The organism is Pedobacter hiemivivus (genome assembly GCF_004331685.1).
Taxonomy (GTDB): Bacteria; Bacteroidota; Bacteroidia; order Sphingobacteriales; family Sphingobacteriaceae; genus Pedobacter; species Pedobacter hiemivivus.
Genome location: NZ_SJSM01000008.1, coordinates 139,373 through 160,452, shown reverse-complemented (window position 1 = coordinate 160,452; position 21,080 = coordinate 139,373). Strand labels below are relative to the sequence as shown.

Sequence of the window (21,080 nt, the reverse complement as noted above, 5' to 3'; positions counted from 1 at the left end):
TATGTTTATAATGTTAAGACATCTGATTAATCAGAAAGAGGTAGAAGAAATGAAAATTTATTTTTGGACCAGGCTAAACAGCGCCAGTAAGAATAATATCAGTTTAATCTTTAACCTTAGGATTTTTAAGGCATAGCCGATCTGCTTTTTAACCGTTTCTTCCGAAATGCTCATTCTTTGTGCGATTTCACGGTTCGAAAGTTCTTCTTTCCTGCTTAAAACAAACACCTCTTGCATACGGGCAGGTAAGGCCTTGATCTCGGATTCAATCCGCTGGCTCAGTTCTTTTTCCTGAATCAAAATATCAGTACTTGCAGTCCCCAGGTCATAAACGGTCAACATCAGCTGCATGTGTTTTACAACGTGTTTCTGGTGCAGTAACAAATTCAGAATTTTATGTTTAACCGAACTGAACAGATAAGATTTTAAAGAAGTGCTCACCTGGAGTTCTTTTTTTTTGATCCAAAGGGTAGTAAATATCTCCTGTACCACATCTCTAGCCTGCTCATCCTCATTTAGCATTCTGCGGGCGTGTAAAAACAGGATAGTTTTATAGCGTGTATAAATCTCAGCAAAAGCCCGCTCATCTCCTTCAGAGAGATGTTCAATTAAATCTTTGTCACTTAAAAAGTTATAGCCCGTGTGGTTTTTCAAAGTTTGGTTAGATAAGGCGGGGGAAAGCTATACATTTTTTTGAAAAGGCCCAAATTCGTAGGCCAGATGAAAGCCAAAGAAGTACTAAAAACATTCTCAGCTATTAATTGTTCTAGCCGACACAATAACCTTCTGGCCTTCAAGATCTAAGTTCGCCCCCATATTTTTTCACTTAAAAATCCAATAAAATGAAAACGATGAAAATTACTTCAATGCTCTTACTGTTAGGATTATTCCTAACCCTAAGCACAAATGTGTATGCTCAAGACCCAATGACCGCTGCGCCAAATGCGTACAAAAAAGTTCTTCTTGAAAATGAAAAGGTACGGGTAATGCAAATTGAAATTGCTCCTGGTGAGGTAGTACCATGGCACAGTCACCCTGACCATGTCATATATGCTTTAACAGATGGAAAGCTAGAGATTACCGAAAAAGACAAAGCCGCAACGGTTGCCGAAATTAAAGCCGGTGAAGCTATGTTTATGCCTGCGGTAACACACACCGGTAAAAACATAGGAGAAACCACCCTAAAGTTGATTGTAACTGAATTAAAACAGGGAAAAGCAAGTAAAATGGACAAAATGTAGTGTAGCCAAGCCTAATAGCCGCCTTGCTTTAGAAAAAAATCACCTTCTCAGAAAGAGCCTCAGCGTTCTTCGCTTTTTCAGCGAAGCAATGCAGCTCTTGAAGAGAACGGTTATTTTTTAAACTGGCAACCGAGTCAATTCTATATCATCTGGCGTTACAAATATCAACGGAACTTTTTCCACATCGACATAACTCGAATCCAATCCAAAACTCCGTTCTTCAGAAAGACTCAAGCGTTTAAGGATGAAATAATAATCCATAATGGTCCGTTCGTAAAGGCTAAGCTTAGAGAACTTAGACAAATGTTTTTCTAACAATACAAACCTAAAATCTCCGGCAATTTTGTGCTTGTTCAAAGAAGTATACTGACTGGTAATATCTACTTCACCATTCTTAACCAATTCTTCGATTACCTTCCTGTACAATAAATTAACCCGCTGCTCTACTCTGAAACCTAGTTTAAAGTCAATCCTGATTAATTTACCTGGAATCAGAAACTCTACTTTGTACTCCCTGGTATACGGTTCATCAACTACATCAACGTGAACTAACCAATAAACATCAGCCCGTTTTGGCTCTTTCTGAATAATCGAGTAAATGATTTTCGACTCAATTTCTGTCTTAAAATTCGCACTTGTCAAATACACTAGCTGCGATGAGTATTTTGGCACAGAGATGTCTTCACTCAGTTCACTTATAATCTGATAATAATCTTCAATTTCAACGTATTTAACAAATCTGTTCTTGATTTTCCTGGCGATGTACCAACTCCACATTACGGTAAACAGTGCGGAACCGATCAATACGGTCACCCAGCCACCATGGAAGAATTTAGACATATTACCCACTAAAAACGTCAGCTCGATCATCACATAGACCATCAAGAATATCGCTATGATGTATACAGGTATCTTCTTGCGTTTCATATAGGCCGCAATCAGAATGGTGGTAGCCAAAAATGTAAGGTTAATGGCCAGACCGTAAGCGCCTTCCATTGCGCCAGAGTTTTTAAATATTAAAACAATTGCTATACATCCTGCCCAAAGAATCCAGTTGATTGATGGCACATAAATTTGTCCTTTCTGGTTACTCGGATAATTGATCCGTACTTTGGGCCACAGGTTTAACCTTACGGCTTCAGAGATCAACGTAAAAGAACCTGTAATCATAGCCTGACTGGCAATTACCGCAGCAACAGTTGCCAGGGCCACCATAAACAATAAGTATGGAGCAGGCACAATTTCAAAGAAAGGATTTAATCCGGTGTCGTAATTGCCATGATGTAGAATCCATACGCCTTGTCCCAGGTAATTCAAGATCAGCATGATTTTAACAAAGATCCAGCTCACTCTGATGTTAGAACGCCCACAATGTCCCATATCTGAGTACAGGGCTTCGGCTCCAGTTGTACATAAAAATACTCCACCCAAAATCAACAGCGCCATAGGGTTATTGACCAGCAATTTAACTGCGTAATATGGGTTTAAAGCTGCAAATATGGTAGGATCTTTTACTACAAATAATATCCCCAACAGACCTAAAGCGCCAAACCATAAAAACATAATTGGCCCAAACAGCTTACCAACAAGGTTTGTACCGAATTGTTGTATGATGAATAATCCGGTAATAATGGCTATTACAATGGGTATTACACTTACATTAGGAAATTTTAACTGCAAACCTTCTATAGCTGAAGTGACGGTAATACTTGGGGTAATGATCCCATCGGCCAATAATGCACAGCCTCCTACAACGGCTGGAATAACTAACCACTTGGCTTTTTTACGCACCAAAGAATATAGAGAGAATATCCCCCCTTCACCTTTATTATCGGCTCTTAGGGTAATGATTACATATTTGACTGTAGTTTGCAATGTTAGTGTCCAGATGATACACGAAAGGGCACCTAGAACAAGGTCGGGTGTGACCACCTGTCCACCTCCAACTACGGAATTAAAAATTGCCTTAAGGGTATAAAGAGGTGAAGTACCTATATCACCGTATACAATGCCTAAACTTACTAGTAAACCGCCGGCAGTAAGCGCATTAAAATTCTTATGACTTGACACTATTTAATAATATAAATTGATAGTATTTAATTAAAACAGAGGGCAAAAGTACAGTAAATAAACAAAATTAACCGATTAATGTTTAAGAAGAAATCCTGGCTTCATAAGAATCAAAAACGATATTCAACGGAGAAACATGTTAAATATTGTTAAATATGAAAATAGTAAACAAAATCATTGATTTTTTTATTTAATTATTTATATTTTTGGCAGTACCAAACATGAAGATACAACGAAAAGCTGCTCGTCTCTTGAACATTTCCTGCATATTATGCATGAGTGTTTTGTGCAGCGTTAGTGTTTTCGGTCAAAAAACAGATAGTTCGGCGGTTGGTATCAGGGCGAAAAAGATCAATAAAACGCCTCAGATCAAAGGAAGTGTAACTACTTACAAACCAAAATACAATTTTGGTTATGTTCAGTACAACGACATCATTTCTGCCAATAAAAATGCGAACAACCTTAAGCAAGAAAAAATTCTTACTGTTTTAAAAGTCTATCCTAATCCTGTTGATGATCAAATTAACCTGATTTTACGTATAGATAGGGAGTCTAACCTTTCTGTTAAAATAATGGATCTGTTGGGCAACGAGATCGTTACACTCTCGAATGAGCGTGTGCCGGCAGGTGAGCAGACCAAGAGCTACACCATTCCTAACCGTTTAAATAGCGGCATTTATTTTCTTAAAATCATGTCGGGCACTGAAACTATTGTAAAACGCATTTCCGTTTTATAATAGGCCTAAACCTTGTATCCTCCTATTTCTTTCGTATTTTTGATATCAGAAAACATCGTGGCTTAATCCTTGTTAGCTACATCATTTAAAATACATCCGCACAGCATGAAGATAATTGCCATAGGACGCAACTATGCCGAACACGCCAAAGAATTAAACAATCCCATTCCCGATAGCCCGGTCATCTTTTTAAAACCAGATACAGCTGCATTAAAAGACAACAAGCCTTTTTACATTCCTGACTTCTCCTCAGATATTCATTATGAGCTTGAGGTTGTGCTAAAAATAAATAAAGAGGGAAAGCATATATCAGAAAAGTTTGCGCATAAATATTACGAAGAACTTGGTTTAGGTATAGATTTTACAGCGCGCGACATTCAAACGGCTCATAAGGCAAAAGGGCTTCCCTGGGAGCTGGCAAAAGCATTTGACCATTCGGCTGCAATTAGCAACTTCGTCCCTAAAACAGAATTCGAAAACATCTACGATCTACCCTTCGAATTAAAGATCAATAATAACAGCAGACAGAATGGGAATACAAAGCACATGATATTTTCGTTTGAAAAGATCATCTCCTTCGTATCGCATTACATTACCTTAAAAAAAGGAGACCTGATTTTCACGGGCACACCTGAAGGAGTAGGACAAGTCCACCAAGGCGATAAACTAGAAGCCTGGTTACAAGGAAAGCAACTACTTAATTTTGATATAAAATAGCGTTAATGATTAAAAAATATATACTACTGGGTCTTACAGTCTTATTTTCATTAAATACTTATAGCCAGCAAATTTTTAGTAATAATAAATATCCTCTGGTAGACTTTAGATCGCCTTTAGACATTGTCCCTGTTGCCTTAGCGGGTTCTTTTGGTGAACTTCGTGGTAATCACTTTCATTCAGGAATGGATTACCGTACCAATCAGCGCGAAGGTTATCCGGTTTACGCAATTGCTGATGGCTACATTTCACGTTTGCGTGTTCAGAATAGCGGCTTTGGCTTGGCATTATATATAAACCACCCAAATGGCTATACTTCTGTTTACGGGCACTTACAGCGATTTTCGCCTAAAATAGCGCAGCAGGTTAAAGCGATTCAATATCAGAAAAAGTCTTATGAGATTGATGAGTTTCCTAATGCACAATTTCTCCCAGTACGCAAAGGGGATCTTATAGCTTACACGGGGAATTCAGGTAGTTCGGGTGGCCCTCACCTTCATTTTGAGATCAGGGATACCAAAACTGAGGCGACAATCAATCCGCTATTGTTTGGTCTTGAAGTTCAGGACAACGTCCCACCAGTGATTCATTCGATGTATGTGTATCGCTTAAACAAAAAACCTTTTAATGAGTTTACTCCAAAACAATACTTTCAGGTTATAGGAGCTGGTGGCACTTACCATCTAAATAAAGTAAACACCATTAACTTGGGTGGCGAAGTAGGTTTTGGCATTATTACTACAGATAAGCACAATGGCGCATCTGGAACCAACGGCGTCTATTCTATAGAACTAGCATTAGATGGTCAAACCATTTACACCTCGGCATTAGAGAAATTTTCTTTTGAGAACAGTAAGGGCATCAACTCACATATTGATTACCCTACTTACATCAATACGAAGAAAAGCATCCAGAAGAGCTTTGTGGACCCGGGGAATCCACTAAAAATTTACTATAACTTGGTGAATAATGGAAGGATAGAATTCAGCGATGGAAAACTGCACCAGTTAAAATATACCATTACTGATGGCAAGGGCAACAAGAGTGTACTGGCCTTTAATGTACAGGCTGATGCGAAAGCAACAATCAACACACCCGCAGAAAGCCCAGGTACTTTAAACTTTGCTTACAACACTATAAATGAATTTAACAATGCAGAGGCAAAGGTTGTTATCCCTAAAGGAAGCTTATACAATGATTTGAGCTTTGTCTATAAAAAACTCCCTAAGCCAGCAGGTAATGCCTACTCTGCCATACACCAGATCCAAAACAACCTTAGCCCATTACATACAGGTTTTGACCTTTGGATAAAAGCGGATAGCGCTTTAACTAAATATAAAGAAAAGGCACTTATCGTAAACCTGGTCAGGTCATCACAAGGTGGATCTTTTGAAAATGGATATGTAAAAGCCACACCGCGCTCTTTTGGCAGCTTTTTTATAGCCGTAGATACGATACCTCCTACCGTTACACCAATTAATATTGCGGATGGCAAAAGTATGGTAGGGATCAGTAAAATGTCTTTTAAAATCAGGGATAACCTTTCGGGCATCAAAAGCTTTAATGGCTACATTGATGGCAAATGGATTTTAATGGAGTTCGACACTAAGTCGGCCACTTTATGGCACAACTTCGATGAACGTACCACCTCAGGAAAACATACGCTGGAGATCATTGTTACTGACATGAAAGACAATAATAAAAACTATTCAATTACTTTTTACAAATAGACATTATGAGTGAATTAAAAGAAGGCCAAAAAGCACCAGCTATTTCTGCAAAAGATCAGGATGGAAATACGGTATCTCTTGATCAGTTTATCGGAAAAACAGTTGTGCTGTTTTTTTACCCTAAGGATAACACTCCAGGCTGCACGGCTGAAGCTTGTGATTTCAGAGACAACTACCAGGGGCTAACGGCTAAGGGAATTGTTGTTTTAGGGGTAAGTGTGGATGATGAGAAGTCTCATCAAAGATTTATAACCAAGCACAGTTTACCGTTCACACTACTAGCGGATACCGATAAAAAAATTGTAACGGATTACGGCGTTTGGGGCGAAAAGAACCTATATGGTAAGAAGTATATGGGAACGAACAGAACAACTTTTATCATTGATGAAAATGGGCTGATTGCGCATATCATCAGAAAGGTTGACACCAAAAATTCTACTGCGCAGGTATTGGAGTTACTTCCTTAACTAAGCTGCTGATTTTTTCGTACAATTCATTGGCATGAAAGGGTTTTGAGATATAATCATTCATGCCAATGGAAAGACATTTTTCCATTTCTCCTTTAATGGTATGGGCAGTCATTGCCACAATTGGCACATCCTTTTTATATGATTTCAAATTACGGATCTGAACGGTCGCTTCATATCCATCCATTTCAGGCATCTGCAAATCCATCAATATGATATCGAAATCATCATTAATATACTTATGCAGGGCGATTTCACCATTCTCGGCTACTGTAGTTTCATAACCATGTCTTTGCAACAGTTTGATCACCAGCAGCTGATTTATAGCATTATCCTCAACAATCAATACTTTTACTCCCTTTCCTGACACTACATCAGAAGTCAAAGTTAGGTCTTTGCTATGCTTATCCCAGTTATCCTTACAGAGGTTAGTTTTGAAAAATGACAGGCTAAAACAAAACTCTGAACCTTGATTAAGCACGCTATGCACACGAATTTCGCCTTGTTGCAATGTAATTAAATGTTTTACAATGCTTAGACCAATTCCTGTGCCTCCAAATTTGCGGGTCATGTGGTTTGTACCCTGCTCAAAAAGCTCAAATATCTTGTCCTGCTTTTCTATCGGTATCCCTATTCCTGTATCCTTAACCCTAAACTCAATTGCAATCCGCTCGTCGTCATCACACGATACAGCCTTAGCAGTTATAGAAACATGACCATATTCAGTAAATTTTAGCGCATTAGAAGTTAAACTTAACAGAATTTGAGAAAGTCGAACTGAATCCCCATATATAATGGAATCAGGAATATTGTCATCCAGGCTGTAGCTTAGCCCTATTTTTTTCTGTTTAGCATTGCCCTCCATTAATTGATAAATAGAAGATACAGTATCCCTTAAAGTAAATGGCAGTTTCATAAAGCTAACTTCACCTGTTTCAATATTGGAGAGGTCGAGAATATCATTTAATGTTGCCAACAGATGCTCACCGGATTTTACAATCATTTTAATGGATTCCAGTTGATCTTTGTCTGTTAACGACTCTTGTAAATATCTTGCAAAGCCCAGTATGGCATTCATAGGCGTTCTGATTTCATGGCTCATATTTACCAGGAAGTGCTTTTTTGCCTTTTCGAAATGCTCAGCCCGCTCCTTCTCCCGAATCAGGTTCTCTTCGGTAAGTTTAAGTTCCACAATCTTTTGTTCAAATGTATTGGCCATATCGTTAAAGGCCATTGCTAAAATCCCCACCTCATCTCTGGAATAAACTTGAACCCTGGTTTTGAAACTTCCTTTTGTAACCAGGTCGGCACCTTTGGTAATGCCGTTGAGGTCTTGAATCAAGCTTCGGTTAATTGTAATTATAGTAATCGTACCCATTGCCCCTAAAATCAATAAAAGCAACGAAAGAGAATTTATAGCAAATCCGGTGGCATAAAGCCCAATGAGAACTAATACAGCAACGATGCTTATTATGAAATACAATTTCCTTGAAATTGATATATCATTCAACCTCCTTAATAGAGTGGAAATAACCATAAATGGTACGCGTTAAATATTTTTGACCCCTAGTATTTTAAATACAATTTAAAAATAGGCAAACACATGCCTATTCAGACTGTTCATTTTGTTCAAAAAAAAGTGCAAAAAGTGGGTTATTATGAAGCGTTTACACACAAAAAGGGGCCGTGTCATTTGTATGATACAGCCCCACCTTTTAAACTTTTATGATCAGTTATGCTTTCTTTCCAATTTTATGTCCGGATACCGCAAAAAACCAGATGTATAAATAACAAGGTAATACACTAACAAAAAACGCTAATTGAAAATGCATACCTGTGTAATCTTTCAAATAACCATAAATTAAAGGCCAGATGGCGCCACCTGCAATACCCATAATCATGATCGCTGAACCTGTTTTAGTAAATTTACCCAATCCTTTGATACCTAGTGGGAAAATAGCTGGCCACATTAATGAGTTAGCCAATCCTAAAAGTCCTACAAATATTACTGAGGTATAACCGTCAGTGAAGTAAGCCGCACAAACAAAGATCACGCCTAGAATTGCACAGATTTTAAGGGCTGCCTGTTGTGTAATGTATTTAGGGATAGTTGCAATACCAATAAAATAACCGACCAACATACTGGTTAAGGTTAACGTGGTGAAGTATTTACTAATATCAGGACTAATGCCTAATTCTTTACCATAAACGCCAATAATATCACCGGCCATTACTTCTGCAGCCACATAAACGAAAATACAGAATGCACCTAAAAACAAGTGTGGAAACTGGAAGATAGATGTTTTAGCAGTTTTTGCGTCTTCATCTTCAATCACTTCTTCTTTATCTACGTCTACCTCTGGTAAATGTGAATATTTAATGAACAATGCAAAAGCAACGAAAACAACAGCTAAAACAATGTATGGCATGTATACACGACCTAAAACTTCAGCAAGTAATACTTCTTTCTCGGCAACAGTTGTGGTTACATCATTAATCTTAGCTTCGATACCAGAAGCATTTTTAAGAAACAGGGTACCCATGACAATTGGTACAATAATACCCGCAAATTTATTACACAAGCCCATGATACTCATGCGTTTTGCAGCACTTTCTATTGGACCAATGATACTGATATATGGATTAGAAGCTGTCTGTAATAAAGATAAGGCTGCGCCCTGGATAAAAATCCCGGTTAAAAACAAACCAAAGCTTCTTGAACTCGCCGCAGGTATAAAAACAAGAGAGCCTACGCCCAAAATGATTAAACCAATGACCAATCCATTCTTAAATCCAAGTTTTTTAAGTATCCATGAAGATGGTAATGCCAAAAAGAAATAAGCAATATATGATGCGAAAGTAACCAAAAAAGCCTCGAAATCGGTTTTAAGACCACAAGCAAGTTTCAGAAAGGGAATTAACGTACTGTTGGCCCAGGTTACAAAGCCAAAAATAAAGAACAAAGCTCCAATCGTTACAATGGGAGAAATTACTGACGATTTTGTTTGGTTTGTCATGATTAAGTTTAATGTTTTAATTTTGTGTAAGGCCTACTTCTTTAAGAATTTTAAAAACTTCAAGCTCTAAAAATATAAATTTTCATTGAATTCCATGCTTAATTAAAATATAGTTATGCTATTTATCAGCGCAAACGGTTGTTTTTATGGAAGATTGCGGCTGAAAACAATTGAGTTGATTACAATTACAGCTGATGTAACTTTATTATTAACTATTAGGACTTAATTTTTTCTGCACAAACGTTTGTTTTAACATTCTGAACCTACAGACCCTACATTTTGAGCCGTTAAGGAGATTTACTGGTTATTATAAGTACCAATTCAACTAAGGGGCGTGATTAACAACAGGAAGGCTGTACTTTTGGATACAGCCCAATGTATTTTTAATTACATTTGTCGTATTAATCAACAACCCCAATTAATGAAACATAAAATAAGTGAATTAGAGGATATCGCTGCTCAAGTAAGAAGGGATATTGTTAGAATGGTACATGCCTGCCAATCGGGTCATCCGGGCGGATCATTAGGATGTGCAGATTTTATGACTGCATTGTATTTTGAAATCATGAACCACTCTACTGATTTTAAGATGGATGGAAAAGGCGAAGATTTGTTTTTTCTATCAAACGGACACATTTCGCCAGTTTTTTACAGCGTATTGGCCAGATCAGGTTATTTTGAAATAAGTGAACTTGCTACTTTCAGAAAGTTAAACTCAAGGTTACAGGGTCACCCAACCACTCATGAAGGACTTCCTGGTATCAGAATCGCATCTGGCTCTTTAGGTCAGGGTATGTCTGTTGCTATCGGTGCAGCTCAGGCTAAAAAATTAAATAAAGATCATTCACTTGTATTTGTTTTACTTGGAGATGGTGAATTACAAGAAGGTCAAAACTGGGAAGCCATTATGTATGCTCCCCATAATAAAGTAGATAACCTGATTGCTTCTATCGATTATAACGGTCAGCAAATAGATGGTCCTACAGAAAAAGTATTATCTCTGGAAAACCTTCAAGCTAAATTTGAAGCTTTTGGATGGCATGTCATCAACTCTGATGGTAATGATATGGATGCAATTACCAAGGCATTACACTATGCTAAATCATTAACGGGTAAAGGAAAACCAATTTTAAACTTAATGAGTACGCAAATGGGTGCTGGTGTTGATTTCATGATGGGATCGCACAAATGGCATGGCGTAGCTCCTAACGATGAGCAGCTTGCCGCTGCCTTAGCTCAATTAAGTACTACCCTTAAAGATTATTAAGCATGAAGAAGTATACATACACTGAAAAAAAAGATACACGCTCTGGCTTTGGAGCTGGATTGCTTGAAGCAGGAAAAAAGAATCCTGAAGTAGTAGCACTTTGTGCGGACTTAGTCGGTTCTTTAAAAATGGATGCCTTTATCAAGGAATTTCCAGAACGTTTTTTCCAAATCGGAATTGCTGAAGCCAACATGATTGGTATTGCTGCTGGTTTAACTATTGGGGGAAAGGTTCCATTTACAGGAACTTTTGCTAACTTCTCTACCGGAAGGGTATACGACCAGATTCGTCAGTCGGTTGCCTATTCTGATAAAAATGTTAAAATCTGTGCTTCACACGCGGGTTTAACCTTAGGTGAAGATGGTGCAACTCACCAGATCCTTGAAGATATAGGTTTAATGAAAATGCTTCCTGGTATGACTGTAATCAATACTTGCGATTACAACCAGACTAAAGCTGCTACGATTGCTATTGCCGAACATCATGGTCCTGTTTACCTACGTTTTGGCCGTCCGGTAATTCCTGTATTTACTGATCCTGATCAAAAATTCGAAATCGGAAAAGCATGGATGGTAAATGAAGGTACTGATGTAACCATTATTGCTACTGGCCACATGGTTTGGAAAGCAATTGAGGCTGGCGAAAAATTAGCTGAATTAGGTATCGACGCTGAGATCATAAATATCCACACGATTAAACCTTTGGATGAAGAGGCTATATTGAAATCAGTAAAGAAAACTGGTTGTGTGGTTACTTGCGAAGAGCATAACAAATTTGGTGGACTTGGAGAAAGTGTTGCAAGATTGCTTTCAACAGAATTACCAACACCGCAGGAATTTGTTGCTGTAAACGATAGTTTTGGCGAAAGTGGAACTCCTGATCAGTTGATGACCAAGTATGGCTTAGACAGCATCAATATTATTGAGGCTGCTCAAAAAGTAATGAAAAGAGCCAATAAATAATAATAAAAAGATCGATTAATGAAGCAGGTTGAAGATTCAGAGATTTTAGAGAAATTCTTAAATACAAAAACTCGTGATGAAGCCTTTAACCTGCTTCTACATAAATACCAGCAAAAGATATATTGGCACGTCAGACGATTGGTTATTGACCATGATGACGCCGATGATCTGGTGCAGGATACCTTTGTAAAGGTTTGGAAGAACCTTGAAAAATTCCGCAGCGACGCTCAACTGTATACCTGGATTTATCGCATTGCGACCAATGAATCCATTACTTTTTTAAATAAAAAGAAACAACGGAACAATACCCCTTTAGATGAAGTATCAGCAGAATTGTCTGAGACTTTAATTGCCTCCTCTCATTTTAATGGCGATAAAGTTCAGTTAAAACTTCAACAAGCAGTGCTTACGCTCCCAGAAAAGCAACGTCTGATATTCAATATGAAGTACTTCGACGATTTAAAGTATGAGGAAATTTCTGAAATTACTGGCACCAGTGTAGGGGCATTAAAAGCCTCATTTCACATTGCCGTAAAAAAAATTGAAACTTTTATGCTAAATGAAGACATTACCTTTTAAACCTTTTGGGATATAATGCATCAATATACTTGTAATGGATAATCAAGAAGAAAATAACGATTGGAAAAAGGAAGCGCCAATATTGGCTGGCTTATCTGTACACCATCCTTTTTCTGTTCCCGAAGGATATTTCGAGGAATTACCGCTTCGTATATCAAACGCTGTATATCTCGAAAAAATAAAGACTAAAGTGGCCGAATCCGGCTTTACTACGCCTATCAACTACTTTAACGAGCTTAGGGAAGACATCAATGCAGCCTTACTGAAAGAAAAAATTAAAGCAGCTGTGCCTGAAGGGCATGACTATGCCGTACCAGCAAATTACTTCGAGCAGCTACAGTCAAATATCTTGAGTAAGACGATTTATGAAGCCAAAACACCACAATCACCAAGGGTGGTTCGTTTATGGCATTCAAAGCTCTTAAAATACGCTTCAGCAGCTTGTTTTATGATAATGAGTGCTACCGGAGTTTATTTTTACCAACAACACAAACCGGCTCAAAAATTGGCCTATAATGAATTGGCGACTGAGCAAATTTTATATGACATTGATGAGGACGTCATTATTGACCATATAAAAGACAATGACTTGCAACAAGCAAAGCCTGCAGCTAAAGATGTAGCTTTGGAAAACTATATTCTTAGCAATTATTCACAAAATGAAATCGCTTCGAATCTATAAATCAATATCAAATGAAACAGTTACTTATTGCTTTTCTATTCATCCTCCCTATCATAGTTTCGGCTCAAGGATATGGGGACCGCAAAAATGAAATTGAATCGTATAAAATTGCTTACTTAACCCAAAAGCTAGATCTTTCTGCAGAAGAGGCTAAAGTTTTTTGGCCAATTTATACCGATTGGCAACGTGAACAAGATGAGCTACGCAAAGAACGTAGTCAAAAAATGATCAGCTTTAGAAAAATCACTGAAATCGAGGAATTGTCTGACAATCAAGTACAAACTTTAATTACAAATGATTTTAATATGAGACAAAGAGAATTAAACCTGGATAGACGCTATTATTCGAAATTGAGGGAAAATCTACCGATAAAAATCGTTGGCAAGTTTTATAGGGCACAGGAAGCCTTTAAAAGAGAATTACTGTCAAAATATAGAAATAGCACCAAGCAGCAGCCAAATTAATTTGTAATTTTGGCGTATGCTTACACAACGTCAGTTATTTCTTCAACACAACGCTCAAACGACTTTAGAACCGCTTTTATTAGAATTTGTTAAAGCCAGCGGAATGTATCTTTATGATGTAGAGGGCAGGAAATATATGGATTTAATTGCCGGCATTGGCGTAAGCAATGTTGGACACTGCCACCCCGCAGTTGTAAGTGCTGTACAGCAACAAGCAGCAAGTTATATGCATATTATGGTTTATGGGGAGTTTGTACAAAGTCCACAGGTAAACTTCGCAAAAGCACTAGCAGATGTATTACCTGCCAACTTAAATTGCACCTACTTCGTAAACTCAGGAGCTGAAGCTGTGGAAGGCGCTATGAAACTGGCCAAAAGATATACACATCGCGCTGAAATCATTGCCTGCCACAACTCTTATCATGGCAGTACTCAGGGTGCGCTAAGCCTAATGGGTAACGAAGAATTTAAACAAGCCTACAGACCTCTTTTACCCAATATTAAATTTATCAATTACGGGTCGTTACCGGATCTGGACCTGATTACGACCAATACTGCGGCCGTGTTTATGGAGACTGTTCAGGGCGAGGCAGGCATAAGAGTAGCCGACAAGGCTTATTTTGAAGCCTTAAGAACAAAGTGTACTGAAACTGGTACTTTATTGGTATTTGATGAAATACAATGTGGTTTTGGACGTACAGGTAAGCTATTTGGCTTTGAGCATTTTGGCATCGTTCCAGACATCCTTTTATTAGCTAAAGGCATTGGTGGCGGTATGCCTATCGGAGCTTTTATCAGCTCACACGAAATCATGATAGCTCTTGCTACAAACCCTATCCTTGGTCACATTACTACCTTTGGTGGGCATCCTGTAAGCTGCGCTGCCGGTTTGGCAACCCTACAGACCATCCTAAGTGAAAACATTACGGATGGGGTAACAGAAAAAGGCTTACTGTTTAAAAAGCTACTTCAACATCCGGCTATTAAAGAGGTTCGTGGTATCGGTTTGATGATGGCTATAGAGTTTGAAAACTTTGAGCTCAATAAGAAAATCATAGACGCCTGTATCGTAGATGGCCTAATTAGCGATTGGTTTTTGCATTGCAGCAATTCGATGCGCTTAGTACCGCCGCTTATTATCACTGAGGAAGAAATTGAATGGGCTTGTGGGATTATCCTGAAGAATGTTCAAGCTTTAGCATAGCGTATTTGCGCGGATGAAGACCGAATAACGAGTTATTTAACTCATTTTTTGTCTTTTAATCAGGTAAGCCTGTAGTATAGGATGAAAGCCCTGTGCAATGTCGGCGTCTATCATATCTATTTTGTACTGTGTACATTTTAATTGGATAGCCTGCCGATATTCCTGCATTCGGGAAAGATAAGCATCCTTAACTTTTGAAGTGTGTGTTTTCAATACAGCGCCTGTCTCCATATCTAAAAACTCATAAGGACGGTTTTCAAACTTAAAATCTACTTCTTTAGCCTTATCGGTTACGTTAAAAATAATCACTTCATGCTTGTTAAACTTTAGGTGCTGCAGCGCAGCAAACAAGCCCTCAATTTGATGCTCATCGTGTACCGTATTTAGCATATCACTAAAAACAACAACCAAAGAGCGTTTATGAATCAATTCTGCGATCTGGTGTAATGCTTGTTCAAGATCAGTTTTAATGTTCATTTGATCTGTTTTCAGCACCTCTTCCAACTTGGCCAACAAAAACTTCTGATGCGTTGTGGTAGACTTTGCAGGTGTATTTAAAACCAGATGGTCAGTAAACAAGCTCAATCCAAATGCGTCACGCTGCCTTTTTAGCAGATAAATCAGTGCTGCGACAGATTGTACTGAAAAATTGAGTTTATTATACTCTTTAAGCGGAAAATACATCGATGAGGAAACATCAATGATAAATTGGCAGCGCAGATTTGTTTCTTCTTCGTAACGCTTGCTAAACAGCTTGTCGGTACGCGCATATAGTTTCCAATCTATATTTTTAACGTTATCCCCAACATTATAAATTCTGTGTTCGGCAAACTCGACAGAGAAACCATGAAAAGGGCTTTTATGCAGACCTGTAATAAAACCTTCGACTACTTGCCGGGCAAGCAATTCGAGATTGGCATTAAAATGTAGACTTTGTTCATCAATTGGCGACTGCATAGTGTAAATATAAAAAAAGCGTTCATTAATGTTATGAACGCTTTTTTATTGTATGATATTAAGTTTATTACAACTGTTTATCTAATTTCTGTGCAAGTACTGATTTAGGCACGGCACCTACTTGTTTATCTACTACTTCACCATTTTTGAAGAACAATAAAGCAGGGATGTTACGGATACCAAACTGAGTAGAGATTTGAGGATTGTTATCAACATTAACCTTTCCTACAATCGCTTTTCCTTCGTATTCTTTTGAGATTTCATCTACTACAGGACCTACCATGCGACATGGACCACACCATTCCGCCCAAAAGTCAACTAAAACGGGTTTATCTGATTTTAACACTAATTCTTCGAAGTTAGCATCTGTGATTTCTAAAGCCATAATTCTATTTTTTTATATTAGTTATCTTAGTTTTTGCCTGAGCGTTCTCTACTTCCTTAATGTATACCGCTTGCAGACTACAAATATATAATCAATTGTAATGCCATCAAGCCAGCTAATGCCATTATGACATTAGTTCAACTTTGACCCCACGTTTAAAGCCTCCAATTGGTCAAGAAAATCGTTTGTAGGGTTAATTTTAAATGATTTTGATGGCATTTTTACCACTACATTTTGCTCCCTGTCGTATATATCAAACAGCAATTGACAGTTTTGCTGGTCAGTACTCGCCTTATTGTTTTCCAGAACAGCCAGTATCTGACTCATAAAATCATCATTCACACGTTCTATGGGTACCTGGATAGTTACACTCTTGGCCAGCTTGTCTCTTAATTCAGATAACAGATTGATAGAGGTGATTTTAAACTCCCAATCCCCTTCCTTTCTAAATCGCTCACCAACTCTTCCGCGAATCTGAAGAAAATATCCATCAGTTAAAAACTGTTTAAATTTGATAAAATCATCACCAAATAAAGCCATTTCGCTGGTGTCATCATAATCTTCAAAAACCATGGTACCAAAAGGTTTTCCGGTTTTTGTCATACGTTGTGCTGACAAAACAACCAAGCCTCCTACTACAAGCTCTCTATTCTTTATCGTTTCAAACTCAGCAAGCACCTCTTCGTTGGTATCACCAGTTCTTATTTTATTTACCAAAGCCAAGTGTCTTACCTTATGTTGGCAAAACTCCTTTAGCTCTAACTTATAGTTATCTAAGGGGTGACCAGATAAAAAGATACCAATCGCATCCTTTTCAAATTTAAGTCGGTCTATCAAGCTCCATTCAGGTGCAACTGGTAAAGAAGGCTCCAGAATCAGATCGGCAATAGAGCCCCCAAATAAAGAGGATTGTGAAGATGATTCATTGTTCTGGAAATCATTGGCATATTTAATCACCTTTTCAATACCATTCAGCTTGTCGTTGATCCCTACAAAAAAATACTGCGCACGATGATTCCCAAAACCATCAAAAGCTCCACTGTAAACAAAACTCTCGTAAGCCTTTTTATTTACGGTACGCGTATTTGATCTTCTGGCAAAATCGTACAAATCCTTATACATTCCGTTTTCTTTGCGGTCTTCGATAATGCTCTCTACCGCCTTATCTCCTACTCCTTTAATACCAGATAATCCGAAGCGGACTTCTCCTGCTATATTTACAGAGAATTTAGTACCAGATTCATTTACATCTGGGCCCAATACGCGAACACCCATTTGCTTGCACTCTTCCATAAAGAAGGCAACTTGCTTAATGTCACTCATGTTGTTGGACAGTACTGCAGCCATATATTCTGCAGGGAAGTGTGCTTTTAAATAAGCGGTCTGGTAAGCAATCCAAGCATAACAGGTAGAGTGTGATTTGTTGAAGGCATAAGATGCAAAGGCTTCCCAATCTTTCCAGATCTTCTCTAGTGTTGCTGGGTCATGGCCTTTCTCTGCCGCCTGTTTCACAAACTTAGGCTTCATCTTATCCAATACCTCTTTTTGCTTTTTACCCATCGCCTTACGCAAAACGTCGGCCTCACCTTTGGTAAATCCGGCAAGCTTTTGCGATAAAAGCATCACCTGCTCCTGGTATACTGTAATCCCGTAAGTTTCTTTCAAATACTCCTCACAGGCATCCAAATCGTACTTAATCTCTTCCTCACCGTTCTTTCTACGTACGAAACTTGGAATATACTCCAAGGGCCCAGGACGATACAAAGCGTTCATGGCAATCAAGTCACCAAATACGGTAGGCTTTAACTCCTTCATGTACTTCTGCATCCCGGTACTCTCATACTGGAAAATGCCGATGGTTTCACCTCTTTGGAAAAGCTCGTATGTTTTGACATCGTCAATTGGGAAGCTATCAGGATCAAGATCTATATCGTGCCTAAACTTAACCAGCTTAACGGTATCCTTGATCAGGGTTAATGTTTTTAACCCCAAAAAGTCCATTTTCAACAAACCGGCACTCTCTACCACCGAGTTATCGAACTGCGTAACATACAGGTCCGAATCTTTTGCTGTAGCTACCGGAACGAAGTTGGTAATGTCGCTTGGCGTAATAATTACCCCACAAGCGTGAATACCTGTGTTTCTTAAAGAGCCCTCTAAAATCTGAGCCTGCTCTAATGTTTTAGCACCTAAATCTTTAGCCTCAGCAAGATTTTTAAGCTCCAGCACCTTCTCGTACTCATCTGGGCGAAGTGCCTCTTTTAAGCTTTTTTCATCGAGGGTGAAAATCTTGGCCAACTTCATGTTAGGAATCAGCTTAGCAATTTTCTCTGCCTCAAACAGAGGTAGATCCAATACCCGCGCCGTATCCTTTATGGAAGATTTGGCAGCCATCGTACCGTAGGTGATGATCTGAGCTACCTGATTAGCACCATACTTTTTGATTACGTAGTCCATAACCCTACCACGACCCTCGTCATCAAAATCGATATCGATATCGGGCATGGATACACGATCCGGGTTCAAGAAACGCTCAAAAAGGAGATCATACTTGATCGGGTCAATATTGGTAATCCCCAAACAGTAAGCTACAGCAGATCCTGCAGCAGATCCCCGGCCCGGTCCAACCGAAACATCCAGATTTCTAGCCTCAGCAATAAAATCCTGTACAATCAAGAAATATCCCGGGTATCCGGTTTTCTCAATGGTTTGCAGCTCAAAATCTAGTCGCTCCTCTATTTCAGGGGTAATTTCGCCGTATCGTTTTTTAGCACCTACGTAAGTCAAATGGCGGAGATATTTATTCTCCCCCCTTTTACCTCCATCGGTTTCATCTTCTTTCACCAAGAATTCGTCAGAGATGTCGAATTTAGGTAAAAGCACCTCACGTGCCAGTTTATAAATCTCGATCTTATCTACAATCTCCTGAATGTTCACAATTGCCTCTGGCAAATCTGTGAACAGCTTTTTCATTTCATCAGGTGATTTGAAATAGTATTCCTGATTGGGCAAACCAAACCTAAATCCACGACCACGGCCAATTGGTGTTGCTTGTTTTTCACCGTCCTTTACACACAATAAAATATCGTGGGCATTGGCATCTTTTTTATTGATGTAATAGGTGTTATTGGTGGCGATCAGTTTTACCTCATGTTTCTTTGCCAGTCCTACTAGCATACCATTAACAATATCTTCGTCTTCCTGACTATGGCGCATCAGTTCGATATAGAAATCGTCGCCAAACTGTTCTTTCCACCACAGCAATGCTTCTTCGGCTTGTTTTTCGCCAAGGTTCAATAACTTACTTGAAATCTCTCCATACAAGTTACCCGAGAGCACCAGGATATCCTCCTTATATTGCTCTATAACGGCCTTATCAATCCTTGGGATGTAATAAAAACCTTTGGTATAGGCAATGGACGACATTTTAGCCAGGTTATGGTAGCCCGTCTTATTCTTTGCCAATAAAACTACCTGATAACCATTGTCTTTTCTGGATTTGTCCAGGTGGTTATCGCACACAAAGAATTCGCAACCAATAATTGGCTTGATAATTTGTTCTTCAGGCGTTTTTCCTTCTGCTACAGCAGCTTCATTTCTGGCCTCAACACCTTTGTTATGGTTCAGTACCTGAGCCACAAAGTGAAAAGCCCCCATCATGTTTGCATGATCGGTCATCGCCACTGCGGGCATTTTATAACCTGCGGCCGCTTTTATCAGTGAAGGGATATTGATGGTAGATTGCAGAACGGAGAACTGTGTATGGTTGTGCAAATGAACATAAGTTGCTGCTTCCAGCTCCTTTTTATTCTCTGCAAGTTCAGTTTTAGAAACCTTAGGACCTTCGGCCTGTTGTAGCCGCTTTCTGATTTCCTCAGAAGCAGACTTAAGGTTAATATGATTTAAACCAACGCGTTCAAATACTTGTGGTGTACTTTGTTTAAATCGGTTTATGTAAGCCTGATCAGCCTGTAACTGGTCGAGTCTGAAAACCTCTAACTTGATTAGTTGTAAAAAACAACGGGTAGTAGCCTCAACATCGGCAGTCGCATTGTGCGCTTCAGAAAATGGTTCGCCAAAAAGATACTGGTGAAGTTCTGTTAGTGTAGGTAGTTTGAATTTACCTCCACGTCCGCCCGGAAGTTTTAACAACTCGGCAGTGGTTTCAGTACAGGTATCTAACACCGGCATTTGGGCCATAGGACTGTCTACACCCAATCGGTGAAACTCACAACCCATGATGTTCACATCAAAGCCTACGTTCTGCCCTACAACAAATTTAGCTTTAGATAAGGCTACATTAAATTTCTCTAATACTTCGTCTAGCCCAATACCTTGTTCGGCAGCTAGCTCAGTTGAGATACCATGTATACGCTCGGCATCATACGGAATATTAAATCCATCAGGCCTTACCAGATAATCCTGATTTTCTATCAGGTTACCTAATTCATCATGTAGTTGCCATGCAATCTGAATACACCTGGGCCAATTGTCAGTGTCAGTAATTGGAGCATTCCAATTGCGTGGTAAACCGGTGGTTTCGGTATCAAATATTAAATACATAGCTGGTAATTATTCTCGTTTCCTGAAATCAAAATGAA

General features: G+C 38.8%; 18 protein-coding genes. 11 read left to right on the top strand and 7 right to left on the bottom strand.

Features of this window, described 5'->3' with window-relative positions:
- Positions 1–57: 57 nt before the first annotated feature.
- Positions 58–654 carry an RNA polymerase sigma factor gene (locus tag EZ444_RS14645; protein ID WP_131609912.1) on the bottom strand — a complete coding sequence of 199 codons (597 nt, stop codon included), beginning with the start codon at positions 652–654 and terminating at the stop codon, positions 58–60.
- Positions 655–842: 188 nt separating this feature from the next.
- Here EZ444_RS14645 and EZ444_RS14640 point away from each other — a divergent pair, with 188 nt between their 5' ends.
- Complete coding sequence (locus EZ444_RS14640) at positions 843–1,241, top strand: cupin domain-containing protein (RefSeq protein WP_131609911.1); 399 nt, start codon at positions 843–845, stop codon at positions 1,239–1,241.
- Between the two features lie 117 nt (positions 1,242–1,358).
- Here the strand turns inward: EZ444_RS14640 and EZ444_RS14635 are convergent, their stop codons facing one another.
- Positions 1,359–3,311, bottom strand: coding sequence for a KUP/HAK/KT family potassium transporter (locus EZ444_RS14635; RefSeq protein ID WP_131609910.1), 1,953 nt, complete (start codon positions 3,309–3,311; stop codon positions 1,359–1,361).
- A gap of 221 nt (positions 3,312–3,532) precedes the next feature.
- Here EZ444_RS14635 and EZ444_RS14630 point away from each other — a divergent pair, with 221 nt between their 5' ends.
- The 4 genes from EZ444_RS14630 (at position 3,533) to bcp (ending at position 6,962) form a co-directional block, all read left to right on the top strand.
- Positions 3,533–4,048 carry a T9SS type A sorting domain-containing protein gene (locus tag EZ444_RS14630; protein ID WP_225874738.1) on the top strand — a complete coding sequence of 172 codons (516 nt, stop codon included), beginning with the start codon at positions 3,533–3,535 and terminating at the stop codon, positions 4,046–4,048.
- A gap of 105 nt (positions 4,049–4,153) precedes the next feature.
- Entirely contained in the window at positions 4,154–4,765 is a 612-nt protein-coding gene (locus EZ444_RS14625; RefSeq protein ID WP_131609909.1) for a fumarylacetoacetate hydrolase family protein, read from the top strand.
- 5 nt (positions 4,766–4,770) lie between these two features.
- A complete protein-coding gene (locus EZ444_RS14620; protein ID WP_131609908.1) occupies positions 4,771–6,495 on the top strand; it encodes a M23 family metallopeptidase in 1,725 nt (574 codons plus the stop codon).
- Between the two features lie 5 nt (positions 6,496–6,500).
- Complete coding sequence (gene bcp / locus EZ444_RS14615; RefSeq protein ID WP_131609907.1) at positions 6,501–6,962, top strand: thioredoxin-dependent thiol peroxidase; 462 nt, start codon at positions 6,501–6,503, stop codon at positions 6,960–6,962.
- Here bcp and EZ444_RS14610 read toward each other — a convergent pair.
- Both EZ444_RS14610 and EZ444_RS14605 read right to left on the bottom strand, forming a co-directional pair.
- Positions 6,931–8,445, bottom strand: coding sequence for a response regulator (locus tag EZ444_RS14610; RefSeq protein ID WP_205945273.1), 1,515 nt, complete (start codon positions 8,443–8,445; stop codon positions 6,931–6,933). The genes bcp and EZ444_RS14610 overlap by 32 nt on opposite strands.
- Positions 8,446–8,695: 250 nt before the next feature.
- Entirely contained in the window at positions 8,696–9,979 is a 1,284-nt protein-coding gene (locus tag EZ444_RS14605) for a sugar MFS transporter (protein ID WP_131609905.1), read from the bottom strand.
- 400 nt (positions 9,980–10,379) lie between these two features.
- Between EZ444_RS14605 and EZ444_RS14600 the strand changes: the two genes are divergently transcribed.
- Genes EZ444_RS14600 through EZ444_RS14575 form a run of 6 tightly spaced genes read left to right on the top strand, consistent with a single transcriptional unit; the run spans position 10,380 to position 15,137 of the window.
- A complete protein-coding gene (locus tag EZ444_RS14600; protein WP_262711261.1) occupies positions 10,380–11,246 on the top strand; it encodes a transketolase in 867 nt (288 codons plus the stop codon).
- A 2-nt stretch (positions 11,247–11,248) separates the two neighbouring features.
- A complete protein-coding gene (locus EZ444_RS14595; protein WP_131609903.1) occupies positions 11,249–12,208 on the top strand; it encodes a transketolase family protein in 960 nt (319 codons plus the stop codon).
- A gap of 18 nt (positions 12,209–12,226) precedes the next feature.
- Positions 12,227–12,787: an RNA polymerase sigma factor gene (locus EZ444_RS14590; protein ID WP_131609902.1), complete on the top strand. Its 561-nt coding sequence runs from the start codon at positions 12,227–12,229 to the stop codon at positions 12,785–12,787.
- 34 nt (positions 12,788–12,821) lie between these two features.
- Complete coding sequence (locus EZ444_RS14585; RefSeq protein WP_131609901.1) at positions 12,822–13,469, top strand: hypothetical protein; 648 nt, start codon at positions 12,822–12,824, stop codon at positions 13,467–13,469.
- A gap of 11 nt (positions 13,470–13,480) precedes the next feature.
- On the top strand, positions 13,481–13,933 hold the full coding sequence (locus EZ444_RS14580; protein ID WP_131609900.1) for a hypothetical protein: 453 nt from the start codon (positions 13,481–13,483) through the stop codon (positions 13,931–13,933).
- A gap of 16 nt (positions 13,934–13,949) precedes the next feature.
- Positions 13,950–15,137 carry an aspartate aminotransferase family protein gene (locus tag EZ444_RS14575; protein WP_131609899.1) on the top strand — a complete coding sequence of 396 codons (1,188 nt, stop codon included), beginning with the start codon at positions 13,950–13,952 and terminating at the stop codon, positions 15,135–15,137.
- 36 nt (positions 15,138–15,173) lie between these two features.
- On the opposite strand, the gene EZ444_RS14570 is transcribed toward EZ444_RS14575, so the two are convergent.
- The 3 genes from EZ444_RS14570 to dnaE form a co-directional block, all read right to left on the bottom strand.
- Positions 15,174–16,094, bottom strand: coding sequence for a DUF58 domain-containing protein (locus tag EZ444_RS14570; RefSeq protein WP_131609898.1), 921 nt, complete (start codon positions 16,092–16,094; stop codon positions 15,174–15,176).
- Between the two features lie 67 nt (positions 16,095–16,161).
- Positions 16,162–16,479 carry a thioredoxin gene (trxA, locus tag EZ444_RS14565; RefSeq protein ID WP_090785159.1) on the bottom strand — a complete coding sequence of 106 codons (318 nt, stop codon included), beginning with the start codon at positions 16,477–16,479 and terminating at the stop codon, positions 16,162–16,164.
- A gap of 132 nt (positions 16,480–16,611) precedes the next feature.
- Positions 16,612–21,042: a DNA polymerase III subunit alpha gene (gene dnaE / locus EZ444_RS14560; RefSeq protein ID WP_131609897.1), complete on the bottom strand. Its 4,431-nt coding sequence runs from the start codon at positions 21,040–21,042 to the stop codon at positions 16,612–16,614.
- Between the last annotated feature and the right edge of the window lie 38 nt (positions 21,043–21,080).